24 protein-coding genes are annotated in these 24,820 nt (G+C 51.1%); all 24 read left to right on the top strand.

Annotated elements, in window-relative coordinates; genetic code table 11:
• Positions 1 to 2 precede the first annotated feature (2 nt).
• The 24 genes from GKO28_RS18665 to GKO28_RS18775 all read left to right on the top strand — a co-directional run bounded on the left by GKO28_RS18665 (position 3) and on the right by GKO28_RS18775 (position 24,752).
• Positions 3 to 314: a hypothetical protein gene (locus GKO28_RS18665; protein WP_182077580.1), complete on the top strand. Its 312-nt coding sequence runs from the start codon at positions 3 to 5 to the stop codon at positions 312 to 314.
• A gap of 136 nt (positions 315 to 450) precedes the next feature.
• Positions 451 to 2,541: a hypothetical protein gene (locus tag GKO28_RS18670; RefSeq protein WP_182077581.1), complete on the top strand. Its 2,091-nt coding sequence runs from the start codon at positions 451 to 453 to the stop codon at positions 2,539 to 2,541.
• 54 nt (positions 2,542 to 2,595) lie between these two features.
• Complete coding sequence (locus tag GKO28_RS18675) at positions 2,596 to 2,772, top strand: hypothetical protein (protein ID WP_182077582.1); 177 nt, start codon at positions 2,596 to 2,598, stop codon at positions 2,770 to 2,772.
• 77 nt (positions 2,773 to 2,849) lie between these two features.
• Entirely contained in the window at positions 2,850 to 3,428 is a 579-nt protein-coding gene (locus GKO28_RS18680; RefSeq protein WP_182077583.1) for a Gp49 family protein, read from the top strand.
• A 203-nt stretch (positions 3,429 to 3,631) separates the two neighbouring features.
• Positions 3,632 to 4,453 carry a hypothetical protein gene (locus GKO28_RS18685; protein ID WP_182077584.1) on the top strand — a complete coding sequence of 274 codons (822 nt, stop codon included), beginning with the start codon at positions 3,632 to 3,634 and terminating at the stop codon, positions 4,451 to 4,453.
• A 30-nt stretch (positions 4,454 to 4,483) separates the two neighbouring features.
• The gene (locus GKO28_RS18690) at positions 4,484 to 5,494 is read left to right on the top strand and encodes a N4-gp56 family major capsid protein (protein ID WP_182077585.1); all 1,011 of its coding nucleotides are present in this window, start codon (positions 4,484 to 4,486) and stop codon (positions 5,492 to 5,494) included.
• A 46-nt stretch (positions 5,495 to 5,540) separates the two neighbouring features.
• Positions 5,541 to 5,927, top strand: coding sequence for a hypothetical protein (locus tag GKO28_RS18695; protein WP_182077586.1), 387 nt, complete (start codon positions 5,541 to 5,543; stop codon positions 5,925 to 5,927).
• A gap of 76 nt (positions 5,928 to 6,003) precedes the next feature.
• The gene (locus GKO28_RS18700; RefSeq protein ID WP_182077587.1) at positions 6,004 to 6,645 is read left to right on the top strand and encodes a hypothetical protein; all 642 of its coding nucleotides are present in this window, start codon (positions 6,004 to 6,006) and stop codon (positions 6,643 to 6,645) included.
• Positions 6,642 to 7,163: a hypothetical protein gene (locus GKO28_RS18705; protein ID WP_182077588.1), complete on the top strand. Its 522-nt coding sequence runs from the start codon at positions 6,642 to 6,644 to the stop codon at positions 7,161 to 7,163. Before GKO28_RS18700 ends, GKO28_RS18705 begins: the two co-directional genes overlap by 4 nt.
• A complete protein-coding gene (locus GKO28_RS18710; RefSeq protein ID WP_182077589.1) occupies positions 7,105 to 8,124 on the top strand; it encodes a hypothetical protein in 1,020 nt (339 codons plus the stop codon). The genes GKO28_RS18705 and GKO28_RS18710 overlap by 59 nt, the downstream gene beginning before the upstream one ends.
• Positions 8,121 to 11,390 (top strand): hypothetical protein, encoded by a 3,270-nt coding sequence (locus GKO28_RS18715; protein WP_182077590.1) that lies wholly within the window; start codon positions 8,121 to 8,123, stop codon positions 11,388 to 11,390. Before GKO28_RS18710 ends, GKO28_RS18715 begins: the two co-directional genes overlap by 4 nt.
• A 7-nt stretch (positions 11,391 to 11,397) precedes the next feature.
• Positions 11,398 to 11,916, top strand: a complete 519-nt coding sequence (locus GKO28_RS18720) for a DUF4376 domain-containing protein (protein ID WP_182077591.1) — start codon at positions 11,398 to 11,400, stop codon at positions 11,914 to 11,916.
• Between the two features lie 91 nt (positions 11,917 to 12,007).
• The gene (locus tag GKO28_RS18725; RefSeq protein WP_182077592.1) at positions 12,008 to 12,262 is read left to right on the top strand and encodes a hypothetical protein; all 255 of its coding nucleotides are present in this window, start codon (positions 12,008 to 12,010) and stop codon (positions 12,260 to 12,262) included.
• A complete protein-coding gene (locus GKO28_RS18730; protein WP_182077593.1) occupies positions 12,225 to 12,620 on the top strand; it encodes a hypothetical protein in 396 nt (131 codons plus the stop codon). Before GKO28_RS18725 ends, GKO28_RS18730 begins: the two co-directional genes overlap by 38 nt.
• A 115-nt stretch (positions 12,621 to 12,735) precedes the next feature.
• Positions 12,736 to 12,888, top strand: coding sequence for a hypothetical protein (locus GKO28_RS18735; RefSeq protein ID WP_203564339.1), 153 nt, complete (start codon positions 12,736 to 12,738; stop codon positions 12,886 to 12,888).
• A gap of 28 nt (positions 12,889 to 12,916) precedes the next feature.
• Positions 12,917 to 13,867 carry a hypothetical protein gene (locus tag GKO28_RS18740; protein WP_182077595.1) on the top strand — a complete coding sequence of 317 codons (951 nt, stop codon included), beginning with the start codon at positions 12,917 to 12,919 and terminating at the stop codon, positions 13,865 to 13,867.
• On the top strand, positions 13,864 to 14,364 hold the full coding sequence (locus GKO28_RS18745) for a hypothetical protein (RefSeq protein WP_182077596.1): 501 nt from the start codon (positions 13,864 to 13,866) through the stop codon (positions 14,362 to 14,364). The genes GKO28_RS18740 and GKO28_RS18745 overlap by 4 nt, the downstream gene beginning before the upstream one ends.
• A 2-nt stretch (positions 14,365 to 14,366) precedes the next feature.
• Positions 14,367 to 14,870, top strand: coding sequence for a hypothetical protein (locus tag GKO28_RS18750; RefSeq protein ID WP_182077597.1), 504 nt, complete (start codon positions 14,367 to 14,369; stop codon positions 14,868 to 14,870).
• A gap of 46 nt (positions 14,871 to 14,916) precedes the next feature.
• The gene (locus tag GKO28_RS18755; RefSeq protein WP_182077598.1) at positions 14,917 to 15,564 is read left to right on the top strand and encodes a hypothetical protein; all 648 of its coding nucleotides are present in this window, start codon (positions 14,917 to 14,919) and stop codon (positions 15,562 to 15,564) included.
• Positions 15,565 to 15,624: 60 nt separating this feature from the next.
• Positions 15,625 to 17,637: a hypothetical protein gene (locus GKO28_RS18760; protein WP_182077599.1), complete on the top strand. Its 2,013-nt coding sequence runs from the start codon at positions 15,625 to 15,627 to the stop codon at positions 17,635 to 17,637.
• A 1-nt stretch (position 17,638) separates the two neighbouring features.
• Complete coding sequence (locus GKO28_RS20745; RefSeq protein ID WP_247646860.1) at positions 17,639 to 18,961, top strand: hypothetical protein; 1,323 nt, start codon at positions 17,639 to 17,641, stop codon at positions 18,959 to 18,961.
• A gap of 391 nt (positions 18,962 to 19,352) precedes the next feature.
• Entirely contained in the window at positions 19,353 to 22,448 is a 3,096-nt protein-coding gene (locus tag GKO28_RS18765; RefSeq protein ID WP_247646861.1) for an LPD5 domain-containing protein, read from the top strand.
• On the top strand, positions 22,441 to 23,676 hold the full coding sequence (locus tag GKO28_RS18770) for a PLxRFG domain-containing protein (RefSeq protein ID WP_182077601.1): 1,236 nt from the start codon (positions 22,441 to 22,443) through the stop codon (positions 23,674 to 23,676). The genes GKO28_RS18765 and GKO28_RS18770 overlap by 8 nt, the downstream gene beginning before the upstream one ends.
• Entirely contained in the window at positions 23,676 to 24,752 is a 1,077-nt protein-coding gene (locus GKO28_RS18775) for a PLxRFG domain-containing protein (protein WP_182077602.1), read from the top strand. The genes GKO28_RS18770 and GKO28_RS18775 overlap by 1 nt, the downstream gene beginning before the upstream one ends.
• The last annotated feature ends 68 nt before the right edge of the window (positions 24,753 to 24,820 follow it).

A 24,820-nucleotide genomic window follows, 5' to 3' on the forward strand; every position in this document is an offset into this window, starting at 1 on the left:
TGATGCAAACTAATTTCGGCAAAGTGCCTGAGAAAAATATGGCAGCATGGGAACTAGAAGCGTGCGAACGTGATGCCAAGCTTGAGCGACTGCACGACCAAGTGATGGGTAAAATCAATACGCTAATTTTAAAGCGCCGTGCCATTGCTGAGGCCGCGTATATCGAACGCAATCCTGATGTGCTTGTTAATACATTGCATTACACGTTCTATATTCGTGGATTAAAAACCTACGTTGGCAAGATCGCAGACGGCTTTGCCGGTGCTGAGCTGTTGTATGATGATGAAATCAAGTTTACGAGTAGTGAGCAATGAGCGTTACACACCACAAATAACCCGCGCTAATCCCTAACAATCCCCTTAATCATAGGGGATTTTTTATGTTCGCTGAGCAAGCCGAAGTTGATGATGATTTGCAAGAGCCCGACGAGGCGCAGGCGCGCAGGCCGAATTGGCCGAGCGTTTATCTGGGATTGGCCAACGGCTGCAAGGGCAGATTACCGAGTTAGTGATTGAGCGCGATAGCATTGAACAGCGCATGCTGACTGATTTACGGCAATACAATGGCAAATATGAAGCCGATGTATTGCTATCGATCAAGGCCACTGGCGGCAGCGAGGCGTTTGTTAACTTAACTCGCGCTAAAACCAATACCCAAATCGCCCGGTTGAGCGATACGGTACTGCCAACCGATGATAATAATTGGGGTATTGCGGCCACACCGATTCCAGAACTGGCCGATTTTGCTACATCGACCAAGCCCATCGGCATGACGCCCGAAGGGGCTGAGATTCAAGAGCGCGATTTGGCCCAAGGCACACAATCCGCAGCCGATGATTGCGCCGCCAAGATGCAAAAACTCATGGAGGATCAGCTCACTGAATGCAATTTCAATGAGCAATCGCGCTTAGTGATTAATGATGCGTTGATTGTCGGTACCGGCGTGTTAAAAGGGGTGGAAATCACCGCCAAGACTGAAACCCGCTGGAAGAAAATCGCAGGGTTAAACGGTCAATCCATCCGTGAAATGGTCAAGGTAATGAAACCGAAGCCCATCGGTCGGCGGGTTGATCCGTTTGATTTTTTTCCTGACATGTCGGCAACGTGTATTGAAGATGCTGAATTCACCTTCGAGCGCCATTACATCAGCCGCAAACAGTTGCGCGAGCTGGCTAAAGACCCATCTTTTCTGCGCGAACAAATCCGCTTAATCCTTGATGCTGGCGAGGCGGGTAGTAAAGAGCCGACCCATTTACAGCAGCGCCGTGAAATGTCGGGTACACAAAGCGTTAAATCCAATCGCTATGAGCTGTGGGAGTATTACGGCTCACTCAAGCCCGATGATTTGGCAGCGTGTGGCTGCGAGGTCGGGGAAGATTATGATTCGCTGGATGAAATACCGGTGTGCCTGTGGTTTTGTGAGGGCAAGGTGATTAAAGCCACGCAGGCCGTTAGTGATACTGGCGATCTACCGTACAGTGTTTTTACCCCAGAAACCGACGGTACCAGCTTATTTGGTTATGGTATTCCGTATGTGATGGCCAGCTCGCAGCGCGTGGCCAATTCGATTTGGCGCGCGGCACTGGATAATGTCGCATGGGCGGTGCGCGGGCTGTGGGTGGTCGATGCCAATGCAGGTATGAGCATCAATACCATTGACGGCAGTTTAAGCCCCGGTGCCGTGGTGACTTTAAACAGCAGTATGTCGGTGGCGGATATTCCGTTTCGCCGCATTGACGTCAACCCCCACGTTGACCAATTGCTCGCGCTGTTTAATTTAGCCAATCAATTGATTGACCAAGAGACGCAAACGCCGTTGATTGCCCAAGGTGAGGGCCAGAACTATTTGAACCAAACGGCCAGCGGCACGTCGATGATGCTCAATCAAGCCAATACCGTGCTGCGCCGGATGGTGAAACGCTTTGATGACCAACTGACCAAGCCGTTTATCCGCCGACTGTATGACTACAATATGCAATACCACGAAGATGACAGTATTAAAGGGGATTATGAAGTGGTGGCGCGCGGCACGTCGGCGCTGCTAGAAAAAGAGCAGCAAGCCATGGCGCTGATGGGTATTTTGGATCGAATCGACAATCCGGTGATTGCGAGCGGTGTTGATAAAGAGGGCTTACTGTCTGAGCTGAGCCGCGTGATGCGCTTGCCTAAATCGACCGTCAAGAGCGCGGATAAAATGGCACAAGAAGCACAGCAAGCACCGCCACAAGACCCACGAGTTGCCATTGATCAGCAGAAGTTACAACAGGGCGAAATGAAGCTGCAGCTCGAAGGCAAGAAGATCGAGCAAATGGCGCAAGATAGCCAAAACGATCTGCAGCGCACGATGCTCACGGCGCAAGGCGCAGCAGAAAGTAATCAACTGCAATATCAATTGGCGATGGCTGAGCTTGCCGAGCGGCGCAATATTACCGTACAGCAACTAGAGCAAGAGTTCGGTATTAAGCGGATGGAGCTAGATAATGCCAATCAACTATTCAATGCCGAGGCGCAGCTTAAATTACAAACCGGGCATGGCATTTGAGCCATGATGTTTCACCAGTGAGCCTAAATAGGCTCACGCAACAAGGATGCAATAATGCGCCATATCGACCCACAACCCTTGATTGATGAACTCACTAAAGAAGTATCACTGTGTTTAAATAAACTGGCACTACTTGACCCCGTAGCCAATCCAACCGAGCTGGCCAGAACGCAGGCGCGGTATGCTGAAAAACAAGCCATGATTGAAAAGCTGCGTAAATTGGCAGAGTGATTTGCGTTACACAAAGCCTCGAAGGTGAAGCGGCGACCAATAATCTTGGCGTTACTTCACCTTTTAGGATTAGCCTCATGCCAGAAAATCAAGACACCGCCATCGAGCAAGAAATTCAAGCCAAAGGTAAAACCGCCCCACGTATTACCCCTGATCATATTGAAAGCGTGATTTCGATCGAGAATTATTTCACAGCAGCCGATGGCGTAGTCGGGTCAAGCGGTGATACATGTGTTTATCCAACCGCATTGTGCTTACTGACCTTCTGCGTATTAACGCTGAATAACGGCTTTACTGTTACTGGCGAATCAGCCTGCGCCTCGCCGGAAAACTTTGATGCCGAGATTGGCCGCAAGATTGCCCGCGCTAATGCCGTTAATAAAATCTGGCTACTAGAAGGCTATTTGCTCAAGCAAATGCTGTATCAAGCTGAACAAAAGATGAACGAAACCTTTATGGATCGTTTGCAACTGGAAGCCAATGAACTAAAAGCCAAAATGGATGGCCTTGATGCGTTTATCAAAAACAGTCCAGTCTATCCGACACTCTCTGACGCACAGCGCGACTTATTGGTGGTCCAACACTGCGCAATGAAAGAATACGCCGCTACGCTGGATCAGCGCATTGCTTTACTCACGACAGCTATCATCGGTTAATTCAGTCAGTTCAGACACCAACCCAACCCGCCTTGTGCGGGTTTTTTTTACGCCTGTGCCACAGAGTTTGGCCTTGTCTGTCAGCCTCAGCTCAGCGTTACGTTACACGCAGCATATCTAGCCCCGATAAATCCCATTATTCCCCCGAAGCCGCGCATATCGCGCCGCACTAACCAATGCCGCACACGCCGCAAGGGGAATCCATGACTGACACCGTGCAAGACCCACAATCACTTGAAGATTCTTTTTTCGATGCCGTCGAGGGCGCAGCGAATCAGGAAATCACCGATCCATCAGCCGCCAATGCCGCTGGTGATGATCAGTCTCAAGACTCTTTAGCGCACACCGAGCACGCCCAAGAGCCAGACGTCGCCGCACCTGCCGCGACAGACAGCAACGCAGCGTCGCAAGGTTTAACGCCTGAACAGCTTGAGCACCAAATCAAGTCGGAAAAAGGTCGCACGGCGGCACTGAAACGTAAAAACGCTGAGGCATTGGCCCAGCTAGACCTATTGAAAAAGCAAAATGCCGCCCTTCTCGCGCAGCAAGTGCCGGACTTGCAATCGCTCGGGGATGACGTAGACCTTGCGCCCAATATCGCCGCCTACGTTTCAGCGCAACACGCATCACAAAAACAGCTTCATCAGACCCATCTCGATATCAATCAACAACAACTGACATTGGCCGAGCAACGCGCTAGCGCCATTGCACATGAGTACGTTAACGAGAGTGTACCGGGCTGGCAGCAGGATGTTCAAACGCCTGAATTTGTCGAGTGGATTAGTAGTCAATCCCCCGGCATTCAAGCCCTGCGTAGTTCCAACATTCCTGATGATGCTGTTTCCCTCATTAGCCTGTTTCGCAGCACCGTTAATCCACAAGCCAATCGAGTGGCCGACACCGCACAGCAACGTCAATCGCGTTTGCTCAATGCAGTTTCACCAAAGTCGGCGGCAAAGCCTGTGCGAAAAACGACCAGCGAAGCATTCAACTCAGTCGAGGACGCGTTCTTTGCTCAAGTGTGAGCTGAGCGCGCCTATTAAGGGGAATTAGTTATGCCTGGTGCAACTTATCCAACCCTCGGTTTTAATACCGATGGTTTTGTAGTGAAAGAATTACTGGCTGCTGCTGATTATGTGTCATGCCTGCAGCGCTATTGCAAGCCGATTACGATTCCAAAAGGCGAGACGAAAAAGGTCAATCTTGCTCGCCCGAATAACTTTTCGGTTTCAACCACGGCGGCAACCGAAGGCGTTACGCCTGCCACTGAGGCGTTTTCATTCACCTCAAAAGACGCCACTTTAGCGCAGTACGTGCGAATTGCCGAAGTGACCGATCAAGCGATTGATCTATCAAAACGGGAAGTATTAACGCCTTTGGTTGAGCGTTTGGGCATGGCCTTTGGCCAAACCTTTGAGCAATTAACATGGATGACCGCCACGGGTGGCGCATCGGTGTTTTTTGGTAATGGCGTGGACCGTACTTCGGTAACAACTGAATTGTCAGCCTCGATTTTGCGCCGTGCCACCGTGTTGCTGAAATCGAATAAAGCCAAGCAAATTGGCAAGTTAATTGCCGCCGGTCCGTTGATCGATACCACGCCAGTAGGTAAGGCGTACTACGCTTTTGGCCACACCGACATGGAAGTGTCGCTGCGTACCATCTTGGGTGATGCGTTCACGCCAGTTGAGAAATATTCAAGCGCCATGAAGGCCGAAGAAGGTGAAGTGGGTAAGTTTGAGAATATCCGCTTTATTTTGTCGCCTGAGTTCAAACCCGTGAAAAGCGCGGCGCATGCAGTCAATGCAGCAATGCGTAGCACCGGCGGCAAGGTGGATATTTATCAGCTGCTTATTTTGGGTGAGGACGCGGTGGGTACGGTCATGCTCAAAGGTGATAAAGCCCAAGGTACAGTACCGGTGAAGCCTTCAATCATTCCGGTTAACTCGCCTTCTGCTGCTGATCCAGCCGGTCAACGTGGCTATGTGTCATGCAAGGGTTACTTTGCGTCATTGATTTTGAATGACGAATGGATGACTCGCGTTGAAGTGTGTGTATCTAACTAATCATTAAGTTTGGGAGGGGTTCGCCCCTCCGTACAGGGGTGACTCCATGACTACGGCAAAGAATAAAGAACCAGCGACAACAGAAACGCAAACCACGCAAGAAACTCAAGCAGTACAAGAAACACAAACAGCTCAAGCAGTACAAGAATATATTGCCCCGCCGCCAGCGCCTCGCTTTGTATCATTCCAAACCGTGGGTGAAGATAACGCCGATATCATCGTGGCAGTGAATGGTGATCAACGCCAATTTCAACGCGATATCGAAATTCAAATCGGTGATGGTCCGGGCCAAATTCCAGAGCACTTTGTTAGCTTCTTAAAAAACTGCAAAGCACCGGTGCAAAAGAAACGCCGCAATCGTGATACCGGCAAAGACGAAGAATATCACGACGAAGTGCTGCGCTTTCCGTTTACGATTTATCAATCAGCCTGAGCTAACCAAAATGCCCCGTTACACACGGGGCTTTTTTGTATCTGCTGCTTGAAAATAACCGCAAAGTGAGGTGAGTATGAATTTTCTACAGTTGGTACAACGCGTACAGCGTGAAGCGGGGATGGCCAATCAATTAATCCCCAGCATTGCAGCCGCCGATACTTTATCGCCACTGCATAAAAACATGGTCAATTGGGTGATTGACGCGTGGCATTTCATTCAAAATGAAATCAAAAGCGGCGGAGAATGGCCGTTTCGCCAACAGTTTATCGATGTCGTCATTCCTGCTGGCGTCAACCAATTGGCCCTATCGGCGATCCCTGCGATCAAGGTAAAAAGAATCTGGCTCAATGGCGCACCCTTATGCCAACGCGCCCGGCTCGAATATGTACTGCTGCCAATGGCCGCCGCGCCTCGGTATTTTTGTACCGACTCTCGATCTGGCTATGTGCAGTTTAACAATGCCGCCACCAGCCCGATCACGCTCAAGCTCGATATTATCACCCCACTACAAACGCTCGCGCTCGATACGGACGTACCGATGATTGACGATGATTTGCAGATTCGCATTGTTTGGCGCGCTTTAATGCTATTTGCGAGCGCCGAATCTATGCCCGACATTTATAGCATGGCGCAAATCAATGAACAGCAAGCGGCGGCAAGTATGAGTGCGCGCTATGGTGTACCCATGAAAGTACGCGGGGGGTGCTTCGTTTGAGAAACTCTGCCCCGATTTTACTCAATGGCGGCTACCGTGATGATGTCGGCATCATGGGGATTGCTGCGAATGATTTAAGCCTATGCCGTAATTTTGAGCCCGCAGCGCAAGGCGGGATTGTCAAAACTGGCGATTTTGAGCGCTTTGACGGCCAGCCCGCACCCAGCCGAGCCGGTAAGCCCAGCGATGCCACCGCACGCCGCGCCTTAATTCAAACCGTACCCGGTGAAGGGCGGATTTTGGGTTTGGGATTTTATGCCGGCGCAGTCATCGCCGTGCGTAATGTCATCGGCAATAGCTCTTGTACCATGTACCGCAGCACGCCGACCGGCTGGCAAGCGATCAAAACCATGTTGCCGCCCAATGGTTATTACCGTTTTGCCGTGGGTAACTTTTACGCTGGCTCGAACACGCTCACGCTGTATGGTGTATCGGGTACCCATCAGGCGTTTGCGTGGGATGGCACGACGTTTATTTATTTACACACTGGCAACCCGCAATTTATTGCCATTTTTTAAAAACCATTTGTTTTTATCGTTTGCCGGTGGCCGCTTTGTGCATTCGACGGTTGGCGATCCAACGCTCTACGGAGCAGGCGCGAGTGAGTTTGGTTTGGGCGCCGAGATTACCGGATTCCGTTTATTCAAGGGTGGCTTGATTATCACCACTGAAAAATCAATTCATACCTTGTTTGGCAGCAGTAAACAAGATTGGCAGCTCGACACTTTTACTGATCAAATCGGCGCACAAGCTGATACCGTGCATGACGTGGTGGGCGATTTATTCTTTTTCCATAAATCCCAAGGCTTTAACTTTAAAGCCGCCCAAGAGTACGGCAAATTTGCTACCGATAGCATCACCAAAAAAATCAATAACTCACTGGCCACGGTTGGCGTTAAGTTTTGCTTAGTCTCTCCCACGCGCAGCGCGTATTTAATCCAAGCTAACGATAAGCGCATGTTTTCCATGATCAAAACGCCAGATAGTTTTGACTTCGGCATTCGCTCATATCCATTTAATGCTAATTGCGGCATGGTCAGCCCTGATGGCGCCGTGTTTGTCGGCACGTCCAGCGGATTTATCTATCAGCTAGATCGCGGCTACTCCGCCGATGGCGCGGCGATCGACAATTTAGTTCGCACCGGATTTATCACCCCAAAGTCAGGCAAGATTTTTCGGCTGCATAAAATCGCAGCGATTTTTTCTGGTCAGGCATCGGCGTACCAGTTGCGCGTTGATTGTGATTTTGACGAAAGCAGCGGCACACCAATGAGCGTACCCGCGCCAAGTGGCGGCGCGCTATGGGATTCGGCGCAATGGAATGGCTCAATTTTTGATAGCTACCCAGCTGCCCGCGTTGAAACCTACCCCAGCGCTACCGCTGAATCGTTTGCCATCATGCTCAGCCATAACGACCTACTACCCATGCGCGTACTGTCATTTGAATTTACGCTCTCTCTACGCGGCGCCAAAAAATGACCAAATACTTTGAGCATACCAATCCATTCACACCCGGAACCACGATTCGCGCCGAGGAAATGAATGCCAAGCTAGACCTGATTGCCGATGGGTTTGGTGAAGCCAAGGCCGCAACCGATTATTTACGCATCGAGAATGACGGCACCAAAGTGCTGGCTGAAAATATCGTTAAACGCCTTGAGGGCGACGGTAAAACGACCAGCTATGAAGCGGTCGTCACGCGGCTATCGACTGCTGAAACCGAGATTGGAAAACGCGCTCAAGCCAGCGACTTGGTGACGGTAGAAGCGAAGATCAAGCAGGGTGACGATGCCATTGATGCGCGCATTACCACTGAAATGAATGCGCTAGCAACCCGTGAAGCGGCTCAAGCCACGCTCAATACCAGCATCAACGCTAAACTCAACAGCAACGAATCTAAAATCAACACTGAAATCACCGCCAGAACAACGGCAGATAGCGCATTATCTCAGCGGATTGATAATATCGTGGCTTCTGCAGGTGGCAGTACCGCGGCCATTGATACCGAAACCAAGGCGCGTATCAGTGCTGATGATGCCCTTGCATCGCAAATGACCACCCTATCAGCCCGGATGAATACCGGTGGTGATATTAAAACTGCTATTGATGCTGCAGCACAAAAAGCCACGGCAGCACAAACCAGCGCAGATGGTAAAGCCACCGCTTCTGATTTAACCGCGCTACGCGCTCGAATCGATGGCAACGGTACGAGCACCAAGTACGAAAGCATGATTACCCGCATGGCCACCGCAGAAACAGAACTCGGTAAGCGGGCGATGGCCACTGACGTGGCCAGCATGACGACGAAGATCAACGATCCGACGACAGGCTTAGATAGCAAAGCCGCTGCATCGACTGTCACCACATTGTCGAATACCGTTGCCGGTAAGGCCGATGCCAGCCGCGTGAGCACGCTCGAAACCGCGATTAACCACGCGACAACTGGCCTTGCATCAAAAGCCGCCGCTTCTGACTTAACGACGCTATCGAATACCGTCACCGGCAAAGCCGATGCTAGTCGCGTGAGCACGCTCGAAACTGCCGTCAATCACCCAAGTACCGGGCTCGCAACTAAAGCATCCGCCAGCAGCGTCACCACCCTAAGCAACGATGTCGCCACCAAGGCCGCCGCAACGCGTGTCGATGCCCTTGAGAGCACCGTCAACAACGCCACAACCGGCCTTGCATCAAAAGCCAAAGCATCAGACTTAACCGCCCTAACCAGTACCGTCGCTGGCAAAGCTGACGCCAGCCGAGTCACCACACTCGAAACTGCCGTCAATCACCCAAGCACCGGGCTCGCCAGCAAAGCCGCTGCTTCTGATTTGACCGCACTAACGAGCACCGTCGATGGTAAAGCCGATGCCAGCCGCGTCACCGCCCTTGAAACTACCGTCAACAATCCAACAACCGGACTCGCTAGCAAAGCCAAAGCCTCTGACTTAACCACGCTATCTACTACCGTCGCCGGTAAAGCCGATGCTAGCCGAGTCACCACCCTCGAAACTGCCGTCAATCATCCAAGCACCGGCTTATCGACTCGGGCGAGCCAAACGCAACTCAATACCGTGATTACCGATGTGGCTGGTAAGGCGTCATCAAGTAGCGTCAATACGGTATCAGCCAACCTAGCGCAAACCGAAACCAAGGCCAGTGATGCGCTCGCCAATGCCGCCGCCGCCCAAAATGCAGCCAATGCGGCGCAAACCAGTGCCAATTCAGCAATCAGTAGCGCCAATACGGCCAATGCCACACTGGCTGACATTGCCGCTGATAATAAATTAACAGCCATTGATAAACAGGCTGCCCGCAAAGAATGGGAAATCCTCATTAGCGAAAAGGCCGGTATTAACACGCATGCCGTTACTTATCCCGCTGTAGCCAGCAAAAATACCGCATACAACACCGCCATGCAGGCGCTTGGCACTTACCTTAATAACAATGCGGCTTATACGCTCAGCACTACAGTGCCACCGTCGTGGATTAATGATGCCAACCTTGCCAGCGTAACCACCATTGTTGGGCAAACTTTTAGAGATCAATTTGAGGCGGTATATGTATGCCGCCAAGATTTACTCAATGCCGTAGCCATTGAAGCCGGTAAATTCGCCACATGGTCAGGTATTAATGGCGCGGGCAAACCCGCCGACAACGCCACCGTCGGTGCCCCATCTGGCACATTGGTTGGCAGTACCTTAGCGCAAAATGTGGAAGCCAATGCCTCAACCGCACTGACGGCCACCAGTAATATTTCTGGAAAATTGCTTGCTAGTTGGTCGCTCACGCTCGATGCCAATAAACGGGTTAGCGGTGTCAAAGCTTACAACGACGGTAGCACTAGCGGTTTTGATATTTTGGCGGATGCATTCCGTGTCTCTAAACCTAACGATACCGCCGCTGGCCAACTGATGTTTGAAGTCGGCATGGTCAACGGCGTTTCGACCGTCGGCATTCGCGGCAATGCATTAATCGATGGCTCAGTGACGGCTAAATCGTTGTCTGTCACTAACTTGCAAGCAGTCACAGCCAACACCGGCACGCTGTATGTAACCGGCGATTTGCACATGACCGCTGGGGCGATTTTGGGCGGCGCTCGTGCGGGCTGGGTTTGGCCGGTGAATGGCGCGCAAAATATGTATGTCGGTCCGAATGGCTTGCTACTGGGTAATTACTACGCCGGTGCGTCGCTGGAATACAACGTGAGCAACGGTATGTTGTATATGAAGGGCGGCACATTTACAGCTAGTGATATTACTGCAGGCAGAATTAAAGGGGGTGCATATACCGGCTACGCATGGGCGGCAGGGGGTTATTACCTTGGCCCAGAAGGTCTATTGATGGGGAATATCAATACCGGGCAGTGGCTGCAATGGGATCAAGCATCTGGCACTTTGGCGATTCGCGGCAATGTACATGCAACATCAGTCACAGCAGGCATTATCACTGCTGATCATATCGTTGCAAGGGGTATTACTAATGCTTATTCATCGAGTAATGGCCAGCTATGGATTGAGGTGCCAGCAGGGGCTTTAGTCGTTGTTTTTGTTAGTGGATCGACAACCATCAGCGGCGGATCAGGTGGCTCAACAGTGATAGCGACATCATGCACGGTGTATGGTGCTGGCCCTACTCGTACTGGGATCAACTTTGTTGCCGGTGTGGATTTTCCGGTGGGAACTTACCCGATTTCGTGTTATGCCGGCGGCACAAAAACCGAAGCTATAGCAATGGTGTTTAGACGATAGAGGGCGTATGGACTACTTTTTTTATGATTTAAGCACCGGCGAAGTCACACAAGTCGGCCAGACCTCGCCCGAGGTATTCGAGGTGATGGTTTACGCTGGACGGCAAAAAGTCGCCGGGGTGGCAAAGGTCGGTCAGCGTTATATCGACGGCGTACTGGTTGATGTTGTGCCGGTGGTGACGCGGGAACACATCGCGGCAAAGATTGCTGATACCCGATGGCAATATGAAACTGGCGGTACGATCTGGCAGGGTAAACCGGTCAATACCGAGCGCGACGCAGTGGCCTTGTTAAAAATGGCGGTCGATGATGGCAGAAGCTCTGGGATTTGGCCGCCCGAGTGGAAGCTTGACGATGGCGTTTTTTACCCGCTTAGCGCCGGTGATTATGAATCGCTACGGGTAGCGGTGCGCGTGCATATTCAAGCGGCGTTTGCGTGGGAGGCTACCGAGCTGCAGCGGCTCGCTAGCGTTGCTGATGCTGATTTAAGTCATTTTACAATGGCGCAATTTGGCGCAGTTTTATAGCGCTACGGGTGACGCGTTGAGGTTGAGCGTTACACGGCGGCGCTGACAGCTTTAATTCTGCAAAACTCCCTAAAACAACGGGAGTTTTTTTATGTTTAGCCTTACTGAAAAGCCAAAAGAAAACGCCTTTTCAAGCCCGAACGGGAATGTGGCAGCAGTCGGTCAGGGTGGTGGCGACTATGTAAAACAAACAGCTTATGCGCTGGATGCCGGTAATCCTTTGATGGAATCAGCCAAGCGTAAAGCAATGGAAATCGCCAATGCGCGAGGACTGGTTAATTCCACCATTGGCCAAGCCAATGCGGTGGATGCGATGGGGCAAGTCGCAGCAACACTCGGGCGCTAAAAATGCCGATGCAAATAATCAGCAAGGCATTATTCAGTCACAAATGAATAGCAATCTGACGCTCAAAGATAAAGATCAAGTCTTTAGTGGCGGGCAAGCGGCACTGGATCGCGAGCAACAAACCAGTATTGCGGATAAACAACTGAAAGCCGAAGCGGATCGACTGGCTGGGCAGCAAAATTTTACTGCCTCGCAGGCTGAAAAAGATCGCTTGCAGCAGCTTACTGTGCAAAGCAATCAAAACAACTTTACATCTTCGCAGTCCGAAAAAGACCGCTTTCAGCAACTAGAAGTACAAAAAAAATCAGCAGGCATTTCAAGCGGCGCAAGCGGCGCAAGATCGCGACGTACAGCTTAAAACACTGCAACAACAAGCGGCACAGTTTGGCGCGACCAATCTGATCGATCAGCAAAAGCTCGATATTGCCAAGCAAACTTTTAGCCAAAATACGTTTACTAATTACACCGCGCAGATGATGTCAATTGTAGGTAGTCAGCTCACACCAGAGGCAAAAAAAGAGGCGCAAAACACGTTAAACGCACTCTATTTTGGCGAAGCACGGCAAACCCTAACCAACAACGCAGGCGGTGGAAAACTCGACCCGCGTACCTTGATGGGGGTTTAAATGGCCGAAGGCGAAGCAGGTGCGGGCCGTGGCCGTGGTCCGGGGAGTGGGCGATAGTAGTGGCATGGGGGGCGGCGGTCATTCCAATGGCGGGGATGGTCGCGGCGGCAGCGAGGCCCGAGGCTATGGCAGCGACGGCGAAGCTGGGGCAGGCCGAGGCAACAGCCAAAATCAAAGCGATGAGGCCGCAGGTAGAGAAACGGGCAGCGTGTCGCAAGCGATATCCAATTACATCGGCAAATCGACTGAAAACCGCAATCAGTTCCAAAGTTCAATCATTAGCGCCAATCGTGAGCTCGGGATTGGTGATGCTTCGACGGCCGCAGAGCTGGCCACCTCGGGGTATCAGTATGGGGATTTAGCCGGCTTTAATCAGCTCGGTCCTTACGATGCGCTAGGTTCTAAAATTAGCCCCAGGGTTTTGGGATTAGTCGAAGGAGCCGCTAGCGCATTCAGTCCAGTATTGGGGGTGGTTAGTCGGGCGGTCGATTTATCGCAAAAAGTAGCCAGTAATGGCGTGAGCTCGCTCACGGTGGGCGATGGACTCTCTATGGCGGGCTCACTGGCACCGTTATCGAGCATTAAAAATGCTGGGCTGATGGTGAAATGGGCATTTGCCGCCAATGATGTGGCCAATGGCGATACTGCCAGCGCTGCAGGGCGGGTGGCGGGTTTAATCGGCGGGCAAATGTTTGGACGTGCAGCAGCGCAGCTGGGTGGCGAGCTGGGCGGCAAAACCGGCGCGCAAATCGGTGGTTTTTTGGGCGGTAATTTTGGCAGTATCGCGGGCCGTGCCTCTGCCGCCAGCAAGGGTGGCGCAAAAACCAGCCCCGCCAGCAACGCACAAAACAATCAGGCGGTCGGCGGCAAGGTTACGCTGGCAGTCAATCAAGCGCGAGCGCCGAGTGTGGCACAAGAACGTGCAGGCTATGAGCAGCCAGCAATGAAATATCTCAATACTTCGGAGTACATGGCATGAGTGATTTTAACCCCGTTTTAGATGGTTCAATGCTAGATAACTATGGCGGCGCAGTAGATAGCAGCGGCAATACAGCCACCACATTCGATACGTCACAAGGCAGTTCTACTTGGGATGGCTTTGTAAATACCGGCGCTGATTATGATAGCCGCCAAAATGTGCCAACGATGTTTAATCCAGAGAGCGGCATTGGCAAGGCGCTGAACGAGGCTAATGGCGGTGATGTGAGTCAATCCATTTTTAGCGCGATTTCTGGGTTTTGGAATGGCGACGGCGATAAACAAACCGCCGCCCGTAATCAAGGCTTGATCGGCTCGATGATGGCAGGGGCAGGCTCAAGCTTATTACAGGCACAAGCGAACAAAAAAGGCGTCAAGGTTCAAATCGATGCAATGCGAGAAAAGCAGCGCATGGATGCCGCCGAGCGTGAGAAATACAATTCATTGCCAGCTGATTTTGCTGGTGGTGCCGCCAACCGTTCTAAGTTTGGAGTTTAATCATGGGTATTATCGACAGCCAAATGGCGGGCTCAACGCCAACCGCTACCGCCACACCACAGCCATCAGCACAGCCATCAGCAGCGCCATCCAGCGCCGCGCCAGACTTTGGCGATGCCGTCTTAAAAGAAGCCAATTCGATGCTCAGTGGGGCCGGTAAAGACGCGGTATTAGGGCGTTTTGGCGATGGTGAAGGGGATGTGATTGATGAAGTCGGCGAGACAGCGGCTCAAATCACCCGATCCGTCGTAAAAACATTGGCCAATGAGGGGATGAAATTAGTACCCCCTCAGCAAGCCGAAGCGTTGGCTTTAATTAAAGACATGTTGTTAGAGCTATGCATGCAACACAAAATTTTAAAAGAGGCAGATAGCGTACAAAATCGCCGACTCGCTGCTGCTGCTGCTGCCAAATACTTTAAAAAGTTCAATCAGCAAGAAGCGCAACGTCCAGCCGCCGCACCAGCTAATAGCGCCCCGCAAGCGGAGCCACAAGGAGCAATGTAATGGGCATTATCGACGGCGTGTTAGGCGCAATGAAAGGCGGCGGCGAATGGACCGCGAAGCAAGCGAAGATGATGATTTAGCCAATATTCGCCAGCAAGATATTGAAAACGCCCGGATGGAAAATCAAAAAATACTCAGTCAAATGGGGTTTGACCATGCGGATAATCAGCGCCGTGCTAGTGAACAATTCCAAGCGGGGGAGAATAAATTAACGCGTGAGCAGCAATTAAAACTGCAAAGCGATTTACAGGCATTCCAAGCCGAGCAAAACGGGCTTACCCGCGATCAACAATTGACCATATCTAAAATGCAAGAGAATGGCCAAAACAGCCGCAGCGGGGCGGCGCTGGCTTTGCAGAAGTATGGTCTTGATAAAAAGGGTGAAAAAACTGCAGCGGATCAAATGTTTGGCGTGTACCAATCATCGAAAATGATTATTGCCGGTATCGATCCATCAACAGGCAGGCCAATCCCTGCCAATACCCCGGAAGAAAAAAAGGCGCTAGCGGTGTATAAGGCCAAGGCGAATGAGCAAGTAAAATCGCTAACCCCGACACTCACTGAAATGGGCTTACTCAAAACCGGAAAACCAGCAGAAACGCTGACTCTCGATCAAGTACGCTACAAAATGGAGAACGCTAAAACCGACGAAGAACGCACAAAATACCAAGCCATGCTTGGCGGCGGTTATTAGACTGCGTTACACGCCACAAATGCAATGCCTTCATGATGAAAAATGGAGGCATTCTTTATTGTGAGCCGATCATGTCAAAAAAAAAATAACCGTGCTGCCCCTGTCTTTGGCTTAGATTTTTTTGATGCCCTACCTATGCCCGAAGGCGCAGAGAGCACGGTCGCGTCGCAAATTGAGCAATGGCAAGCCGATAAACAAATCCCCCCTAAAGCAGTGGTAACACAAAGCGTTACCAGCAAACTAGACGCAATTAATCGGAATATTTCAGGGGCTTTAGCCGGTACAGTCGATAGCCTATTGCGCGCCCCCGAGGCTGCAGGGATTGCGCTGAGCGGTTCAAAGATTCCAACCGGCATTATTGCGGATGCAATGAAGGCCATCGGTACTGGCGTTGATGTTGGCAACTATCACGTAGCGGGTTTAAGCGATCTGGCCGATGCTACGAGCGCCAAGCTGCAAAACTATGCACTCAATAGCGACAATGTGCGCGCTCAAAAATCAGCAATTGCCGATGTAGAAAAAAAGGTGCTTGATGGGCAGGTTGGCGCGCTTGGGGATTTGACTTGGGATCAAGTCGCCGGTGCCGTTGCAGGCGCAGTGCCTTCGCTGGCGCTTTCTGCGATTGCCCCTGAACTGGCATTAATTACCGGCGGCGCGCAAGGCGCAGGCGGCGCATTAAAAGACGCTCGCGATTATGAAAAGCGCACCGGGCAAAAGCTCACTGACGAGCAAATGGCTAAATCCATTGCAGTCAGTGCAGCAGTCAATTCGATTGGTGAAAAAATCGGCGTAGATGCTGCAATGGGCAAGCTGGGTGTGAATAAGCTTATCAGCGATAAGCTGGGCGCAGGGATTATCGCTCGCGCCGCAAATGGCGTCGTCGGTGCGGTGGGGGAAGGCGGTACCGAAATCGCGCAAACAGTGGGCGAAAATTACGGCAAACAAATTGGCTATGATGCCAATCAACGTCTATCTGAGGGCGTGCTTGAGTCGGCATTGGGCGGTATCGGTGCCGGTGGTGCAATGGGGGCAATACATCGCCCAACAGCCAGCCAAGCTACTAATGCGCGTGAAGCGGCAACCATGCCAATGACTGAGATCATGGATGACGTCGGTATGCCATCGATGCACGGCCAGCGCTACGTACAGCCCATTGCGCCTATTACGCCGGTGAATGTCGATTATGCCGCAGCAGCAGCCACAGAAACCGCGCTATTGGCCCAGCAACAAGCGGCTGATTTAGGCGAAAGCATGGCTGAAACACCCGCGCCGACAGCGACAACTGAACAGCAAGACACGGCACAGCACAGTACAGCACAGTACAGCACGGCACAGCCAAGCTTAACGCTAGAACAGGCACATACTCGGCGTAGCGCGGCCAATAAACTGATTGAACGACTAGAAAGCAGCGCAGAAAACGAGACTGCATTAACGGCCATTCAACAATCACCGGTTTACCAACGAGCGCAAAACGTATTAAACACAGCGCGCCAAGTGATTCATGAGCATGAAGTGCAGCAACAAGCACAAGCCAAACAAGACAGCGCCGAACTCGCCCAGCGGATGACGCAGCGGATGACCATCGATCCCTACCAAGGATTGAGTAATCAACAGCAAGTCATTCAAGATGTTAATCAAAGCCGTATCGCTGATGCCTTGGCGAATTACGAGGCAGATAAACAAGGTGATCTAGGCGCACAGATGGCCAATTTGCGCCAATTGCCGCAACGGATGAAGATCGATCCATCGATGGCGCTCAGCGATCAGCAGCAGGTGATTAATGAAGTGGCCGCAGCGCGTAAAGATGGCACTTTATTACCCGAGTTAAAAGACAGCATGGCGGATGGGCGCCGCAAGCCGACCCCTCACACGATGACGATTGACCCGTATCAAGGGTATAGCGATCAGCAAGAAGCTGCGTTTCGTGCCAAAGCAGTGGCCGATACGACACTACAAAAACAAATGGCGGATGGGCGTGAGCAACTAGAGCGTAAACGTGACATGTCGCAAAAAATTAAAATGGGAAAATATCCCAACATCGACCGACCCAATCCGCACTCAAGTGATGAATGAAATGCGCGGCAACAGTTCGGCAGTACCGAACAGCTCAGCGCCGAGCATCGACCCTACAACAGGCGAAGTGCCAAACATTCAGCCGGCGCAATCGGGCGTATTTAATACCCCTACGCCCACGCTTGAGTCGCAAGATGTAGAGGTCAATAAAGCCTTGACGACTGAAACGCAAAGTCAAGCACTGGCGTCAAATGATATCCCCGACAAACAGCAGCCAAAGAAATACAACCCACGCCCTGACAGCAGCCAAGATAGCGCACTGGAGTTTATCGCCAAGCATGGCGGCATTGATCCATCAGACCAGCAAGCCAATGATTTACGCGTATCAATTGGCGCAGAGCCGAATAAAAACGTGCGGATTGTTGGGATTCGCAACCTATTTGCGGGTAAAGGCAAGGGCATGAAGCTCGATGCTGCTGCACAGTTGCTTTGGCAACATGGTTATTTAGATGAGCATGATTCACAAGCATTGCTCAATAAATTACTCGATAATGGGGATTATCACGGCCATGAATATGATCATGCTGCTGACTATGCTGCAGGCCAGCAAGAATGGAGCGCGCAAGAGAATGAATCACCAGTAACAACCTCAGCCGATGAAAGAAAAATCGTTGATGCGATTGTCGATTCGATTGATGATGATTTTTTTGAAAATATCCCATTTGATTTAACCAGCTCGCACGCGAGCGCAGAATTAGAGGCATGGCTTAATGATGACCAAGGAACAAATTCGCAAGAAGCTCAACGCGCAGACGCCAGCAATGAAACAGAAGCTATTGGAAATGATCGTGCAAGAACTACGCCGCCGCAAAACCAAACGCGAGAAAACAGCGAATTCACGCTAAGCAGCGAAACCAACGCGCAAATACTCGCTCGCGAACAAGCTGCACAGCGTCAGGCCGAACAAGCACGCCAGCGCGATAGCGCCCCATCCGCCGATGACTTTACGCTCAGCGGCTCTAAGCGTGATGCCGATGTGGCAGCGGCCAATGGCGCACAAGACCTGTTTGATTCAACATCGACCCCAACACCGCCAACCAACCGCACTGCTGGCGCTATTACTGCCGATGGTAAAGCACCGCTCGATCAAGTGTTAAAAATGCAAGGCCGCACGGAATTCGACGCATCACTTGAACCTGTCGATGAGGCGCAGCTTAGTTCGCTACGCAATAAAAATGCAGCACAGCACAGCACAGCACAGCACAGCATTACCCAGCACAACACCACAGAATTTCCAGCATCAGTTGGTCGTCAAGCCAAAACCGCAATTCCTATCACACCAAGCGAAGCTAACACCCCAGAAAAAAATCGACGACTATGGTAAAAAGATTGGTGGCGCAGCAAAAGACAATCGTTTTAAATTCACCAAATCACTGAGCGATGATCTGCCAGCAGATATGGTTAATGTGTCATTGGCGAAGCATTTCCCTGAGCCAAATTATCAAGCGCTGATTGATAGCGGGACCCCCATTGAAACACTTGCTGCAATTAAAGCGCTACGCAGCATTATTGAAGCTAAGCCGCGCGTTACAGGAAAACTCAAGCGCTGGATTTCTACGTTTACAAAAATCCGAGAAATGGCCAGCGAGCTAATGACCGGCGAGCTATCGATTGAAAATCTCAAACGCGCCGCCGATATGGTGAGTCAAACCCGCGAAGGGGCAAAACTCAAAGGTCGAATTGATCTATACGCTAAGCTGGGCTATCCCGCATTTATGCACGCGGGAAAATCGTCGATTGTGGATGCACAATTTTCAGTGTTTGAAGGCCAACGCGGCAAAATTGATAAGTCAGTACTCACACGCCCCGATGGCAGAACCGATTATTTCGACACGAACGATCAGGCTTTTTCCGCCCTAAAGCAAATCATCGAATCAACAATCAAACTTAGCGAAAACAACGCAAAAACAGGGAAAGAAACCAAACTTGATGTCTATAAACTGCGCGGCAGTCAGGGCTATATCGTCGGTAAAAAAATCACATCAGGTAAATTCATTGATCTGAAAGGTGGGTTTGCAACAGCCAAAGAAGCATTCCAGCACATCGAAGATCATCATGGCGCATTGGTCGAGCAACTGGAAGCACTAAAGCAACGCCCAAGCGAACGCCGCGCAATCAATAATGATCGCATCGGTGTAGAACGCCGCAGTGGCAATGTGTCAGCAGCCCAGTTTGCCGCCGCATTTGGCTTTGATGGCCGTGTTGAATTCGGCAACTCAATGCCGCAGGATGAGCGACAGCGCAATCTGAACAAGGCATACGATGCATTTGCTGATTTGGCCGATGTATTGAATATTCCAACAGAATCAATTTCGCTAAATGGCTCACTAGGTATGGGCTTTGGCTCTCGCGGCAAGGGCGGCATTGGGGCTTTCGCGGCACACTTTGAGCCCGACACTCTGGCGATCAATCTGACGCGCAATAATGGTGCGGGCAGCTTAGGCCATGAATGGCTACATGCACTAGATAATTACTTCTCACGCATGGATGGTGATAAAGCCGGTTTTATCAGCAACAACCCAAGACATCCAAAATTGGCTGGTAATGCAGTGCGCCCAGAAATGCGGGCTGCATGGAAGCACGTCATGGCTGAGATTCATGCAAGTGCGATGGCAAAACGCTCAATCGTCGCCGATAGCACGCGCAGCAAGGACTACTGGTCTACCGATATTGAAATGGTTGCTCGCGCATTTGAACGCTATCTAATCCAAAAATCCGAAACCAAGGGAATTACAAACGATTACCTAGCGAATATTGTAGAGAAAGACACTTGGGATTTTCAGGAAGCAACCGGGCTTGATAGCTATCCGTATCCAACGCCAGAAGAATCAGCGCGGATCAACGAAGCGTTTGATTCAATGTTTACGGCACTGCAGGTAAAAGAAGAAAATGGGCGCAAGGTCTTACACTCGAAATCGGGTAAATCGCGCACAGCTGAATTTGATGCTCTAGCCTGGCATGAGCGGAGCACGAACCAAGATGGCCCAGTGTATAAGAATGATGAATTTATCATTGCCGCATCAGCGCACCTAGCAGACGCTCACAACGGCGACTTTGCTTCTGATGATGGCTTGCCGATGGGGCACGCGGCCTACCTGCATGAAGATGCGCAAGTGTATGACTTTGGTATCTTTGACATTGATGGGCGTCGTGTTGCCGAAATGACGGCACAGGTTGACGTGTTTGGGGATATTTCCGCCATTCACGACATTGAAGTACGCAAAGAATTGCGCGGCAGTGGCATGGGGGCTAAGATTGTAAAAAGTATCATCGCCAATCAACCCGACGGCGTGCAGATTATTGATATGATTCCGCAAGCGCGGGAATTTTGGCGAAAACTAGGGGTAGATTATGAAACAACCGGGTCTGATAGCTTCATCCAAAATGGCACACTCACACGAGACACCTACCGAGGGGATGATCGAGGCCAGTCGCGAGCGCTTCAGAGCGCGACGCCACGCCGGAGTTTTGGAGCTAGAGCGCCAAATGGTGCGGGAATCACTAGCGAAACGTCTAGCGGAGCGCAAAGCAGCGGGCAAGAACGACTAGATTCACAACACACCATTGAATCCATCCGCGCTGACTTGGTCAAGGCCAACTCAGCAACAGCGCGACTGATTCAAAATGGTAAGCTGCAAATTGTTCAATCGGTCGCAGAGTTGCCCGCCGATATTCGCCAATCTGTCGATGGCGAAACACAAGCCTTTTATGATCCACAAACCCAACAAGCCTACATCGTCGCTGATGGTCTACAAGATGATGCCTACCCCGTATTACTACATGAACTAGGCCACGCCTCTAAAGAAGAAGGCGGTATCTTTGCAACGCAGGCTAAAACGCTGAGCAAAATTCTTGATCAAGCCAGCACGACTCAAGCGCTGCGCGATGCCGTCGATGAACGCCTTGCTGATGCCGATTTAGACCCATCTCATCCAGACTATGCCGAAGAACGCTTGATGTATGCCGTTGAAGAAGCGGCGCAGCGTAATGATATTGGCAGCCGTACCTTTATCCGTCGGGCTTTGGATGCGATGCGCGCTTTCTATGTAAAGGCTGCGCTCAAATTTGGTTTACCAACTCAGCTCACCGAGCAAGACTTGTATCGCTTGGCCGAAGCGGAGCTTAAACGCATGGCCAAGGCCAAAACCCCATCAGACAATGACCCATCAGGACGCAGCACAGAACAGCACAGCGCAGCACAGCACAGTACAGCACAGCGCAGTACAGCACAGAATAGCAATACCGGTATTTTACAATCAAAAGCCCCCAACGAAGCTGCGCATAAGGTGGCTCAGTCTTTGCAGTCCACCGGTTCGCTGTTGGCGTCGCTCAAAGAAATGGGCGCGGATGCGTTTTCTTTAGGGCTCAAGGCCGTGCCTTTACATCATCTCGTCGAGATTTACCAAGATTGGATGCCAAGCTTAAAAGCCATGCGGCGACATACCGAGCAAATGTTTGGGCGCCAAAACAGTCTATTGGCCGAATCAGACCAAATGCTGGTGCGCATGCAAAAAGCGCGTAAAGCATTTGGCCAACCAGACATGGATAAGCTCGCGAGTGTGATGCATTCGGCGACAGTCTGGGGGATTGATCCTAGCAAAAAATCAGAGGCGAGCTGGACGTATGAATGGCGCGCTGCACATGGCCGCTTGCAGGCCAAGTACAAAACATTGCCCAAAGAACTACAGCAGCTATTTGTCGATGTGCGCGATCATTACAATCAACGCAGCGAACAGGTTAAAGACGCTTTGATTGAGCAAGTCGATGCGGCATTAGGTGCGACGGCGACGGCTGGCCGCGTGATTGGATAAGCTACGTGATGAGTTCGATAAGCGTAAAGAAGATGGGATTTACTTTCCGCTAGCGCGGTTTGGTAAGTATGTGATTACTGCCGATGGCAATCAGATTGTGATGCGTGCCGAAACCCAAACCGAAGCCGACGAAGTCACTGCTTGGCTGCAGCAGCAGGGGTATGCGGATGCCAAAAACAATGAAGAATCAGTACGCCTCGATGCTAACCGCAGTGTATCGCCACAATTTGTAAAAGAAATGCACGACAACATTACCGGCAAGTTGGGCGAAGATAGTCCAACAGCACAAGCGATGCTCGATGAACTCAATCAATTATTTATTGAGTATTTGCCGAATCAATCCAGCCGTAAAAACATGATTCATCGCAAAAACAAGGCCGGTTATAGCAATGACATCATGCGTAGCTTTGCCCGCACGACGTCGAATATGGCGCGTGATATTGCCAATTTGGAATACAGCCATCAAGTCGGCGAGGCGCTGCGCGATGCTGAAAAAGAAGGCCGCAAGCTAGCTAGTACCGATGAGCAGCGTGAAGCGCGTAAAGTGATTAATCATTTATACGAACTCGAAAAAGACGAGCTCACGCACCAGGATTCTAGTTTTGTGCGTAAAGCCAATGGGCTGGGATTTTTGGCGACGATGGCATGGAATTTATCTTCCGGGCTGGTCAATTTATCGCAAGCGCCGATTTTGGGTTTCCCGATGCTGGCCACCCGCTTTGGCGATGCGGCGACGATGCGCGAAATGATGAAAAGCTTTACGACCACGCTTAAATCTGGCCGATTTGATGCGTATCTCTTTGACTCAACTCGCGGGCTAGATGCCAATAGTGATGAATATAAAGCCCTGAAAGAATTAGAAACGCTGGGTAAGCGCGATATGAGCGCGATGATGGAAATCCAAAACGCCAGCTCTAGGGCCAGCGCCACCTTAAACTCTAACGCCGATCGTTGGCAACGCATTGTAGATGCGGGCAGTATTTTTCAGCGGGCGTCGGAATTAATGAATCGCGACACGATTGCGATTGCGGGGTATCGATTGGCACGTAAAGGCAGCAACACCGTGGCGCCGATGAGCCATAGTGCTGCCGTCGATTATTTGGCCAAAGTGCTGGATGAAACGCAGTTTGATTATTCGCGTCAAAATAAAGCGGGTATGCAGCGCAGTAACACCGGGCAATTTATTTTATTGTTTTTAAAACCTATGCGATTAATTATTTTAATTTAATGGGGCGGCAGCTGAATCTTTCTGTGCGCGGTGGCGACAAAGCCACGCGTAAAGCCGCACGCGGTTTTATGCTGCGCTACGGTGTGATGCAAATGCTCGCCACTGGCGCAATGGGTTTCCCGTTGTGGCTACCTGCTGGGGTGGCGGGTGGTTTTGCTGGGCAAGCAGTGGCCAAAGCCGCTGGCACCAATCAACGCACCGGCACGGCCATTGGTGCAACGCTGGGCATGGCGCTCATGACGGCATTTGCCGCTGGCTTGGGTGCAGATGATGATGAGCCTTGGGATTGGAACGCCGAGTTACGCAGCTTTTGCCGCCAGCTGGCTGAGAAAATCACCGGCGATCAAGTAGTGATGGGCAAAGGTGATGACAATCACAGCGCAGAAGTGCTGATGGATTTACTCAGCAAAGGCATGCCGGCATTGCTCGGTTGGGATGTGTCCGGGCGAATTGGCGCCAATGATTTGCTTTGGCGTAATGACGACAATCCACGCCTAAGCAATGAGCAGGGCTTTGTTGGCATTATGCAAAGCTTTTTGGGGAGTATTAATATTTGGGGCGGCAAAATCACTCGCGCTGTCGATCAAGCGGGCAATGGGCAATATGGCAAGGCCACTGAACAGCTATTGCCGACCGCCGTAGCCAATCCGATCAAGGCCGCACGCCAAGCTATTCATGGTGTGACAACCGGTAATGGTGGCAAACGCCCGATTGAATTTGGCGTGTATGATTTTATTAACCAAGTTGCCGGTTTAAGCCCAGTAGCAGTACGCCGCGAGCTCGATTATGCGCGAGATGTCAATAACCGCAGTGTAGGGTTAGCGATTCGCCAGAGCGATATTAAAGAAGCATGGGCCAATGCCAATCAAGTGACTGATCCTGAGTCTCGCGCCGCTGAAAAGCGCGATGTGATTAAAATGATGCAACAATTTAACCAAGGGAAAACCATTGATCGACTGAGCCGCCGCGAGCTTGATGGCTATTTGAAATCACGCCGTCGTCAGCAGCAAACTTTGGATGGCACGCGCCGCGCATCACGCAGTCAACGCGAGGCCGAGGCGTCGTTAGATCAGTAATATTGTTGATTCAGCTTACAAAGCGCCACCTTCGGGTGGCGCTTTGCGTTACAGGCGCACTATTTTAT

The sequence above is a fragment of the Deefgea sp. CFH1-16 genome (genome assembly GCF_016881365.1).
GTDB lineage: Bacteria > Pseudomonadota > Gammaproteobacteria > Burkholderiales > Chitinibacteraceae > Deefgea.

Coding starts and splice junctions, on each gene's coding strand:
- GKO28_RS18765 (WP_247646861.1), top strand. CDS start 19,353: ATGCACGCGGGAAAATCGTCGATTGTGGATGCACAATTTTCAGTGTTT.
- GKO28_RS18745 (WP_182077596.1), top strand. CDS start 13,864: ATGAGTGATTTTAACCCCGTTTTAGATGGTTCAATGCTAGATAACTAT.
- GKO28_RS18735 (WP_203564339.1), top strand. CDS start 12,736: ATGATGTCAATTGTAGGTAGTCAGCTCACACCAGAGGCAAAAAAAGAG.
- GKO28_RS18685 (WP_182077584.1), top strand. CDS start 3,632: ATGACTGACACCGTGCAAGACCCACAATCACTTGAAGATTCTTTTTTC.
- GKO28_RS18680 (WP_182077583.1), top strand. CDS start 2,850: ATGCCAGAAAATCAAGACACCGCCATCGAGCAAGAAATTCAAGCCAAA.
- GKO28_RS18715 (WP_182077590.1), top strand. CDS start 8,121: ATGACCAAATACTTTGAGCATACCAATCCATTCACACCCGGAACCACG.
- GKO28_RS18695 (WP_182077586.1), top strand. CDS start 5,541: ATGACTACGGCAAAGAATAAAGAACCAGCGACAACAGAAACGCAAACC.
- GKO28_RS18720 (WP_182077591.1), top strand. CDS start 11,398: ATGGACTACTTTTTTTATGATTTAAGCACCGGCGAAGTCACACAAGTC.
- GKO28_RS20745 (WP_247646860.1), top strand. CDS start 17,639: ATGCGCGGCAACAGTTCGGCAGTACCGAACAGCTCAGCGCCGAGCATC.
- GKO28_RS18665 (WP_182077580.1), top strand. CDS start 3: ATGCAAACTAATTTCGGCAAAGTGCCTGAGAAAAATATGGCAGCATGG.
- GKO28_RS18775 (WP_182077602.1), top strand. CDS start 23,676: ATGGGGCGGCAGCTGAATCTTTCTGTGCGCGGTGGCGACAAAGCCACG.
- GKO28_RS18755 (WP_182077598.1), top strand. CDS start 14,917: ATGGACCGCGAAGCAAGCGAAGATGATGATTTAGCCAATATTCGCCAG.
- GKO28_RS18750 (WP_182077597.1), top strand. CDS start 14,367: ATGGGTATTATCGACAGCCAAATGGCGGGCTCAACGCCAACCGCTACC.
- GKO28_RS18710 (WP_182077589.1), top strand. CDS start 7,105: ATGGCACGACGTTTATTTATTTACACACTGGCAACCCGCAATTTATTG.
- GKO28_RS18675 (WP_182077582.1), top strand. CDS start 2,596: ATGCGCCATATCGACCCACAACCCTTGATTGATGAACTCACTAAAGAA.
- GKO28_RS18725 (WP_182077592.1), top strand. CDS start 12,008: ATGTTTAGCCTTACTGAAAAGCCAAAAGAAAACGCCTTTTCAAGCCCG.
- GKO28_RS18700 (WP_182077587.1), top strand. CDS start 6,004: ATGAATTTTCTACAGTTGGTACAACGCGTACAGCGTGAAGCGGGGATG.
- GKO28_RS18730 (WP_182077593.1), top strand. CDS start 12,225: ATGCGATGGGGCAAGTCGCAGCAACACTCGGGCGCTAAAAATGCCGAT.
- GKO28_RS18690 (WP_182077585.1), top strand. CDS start 4,484: ATGCCTGGTGCAACTTATCCAACCCTCGGTTTTAATACCGATGGTTTT.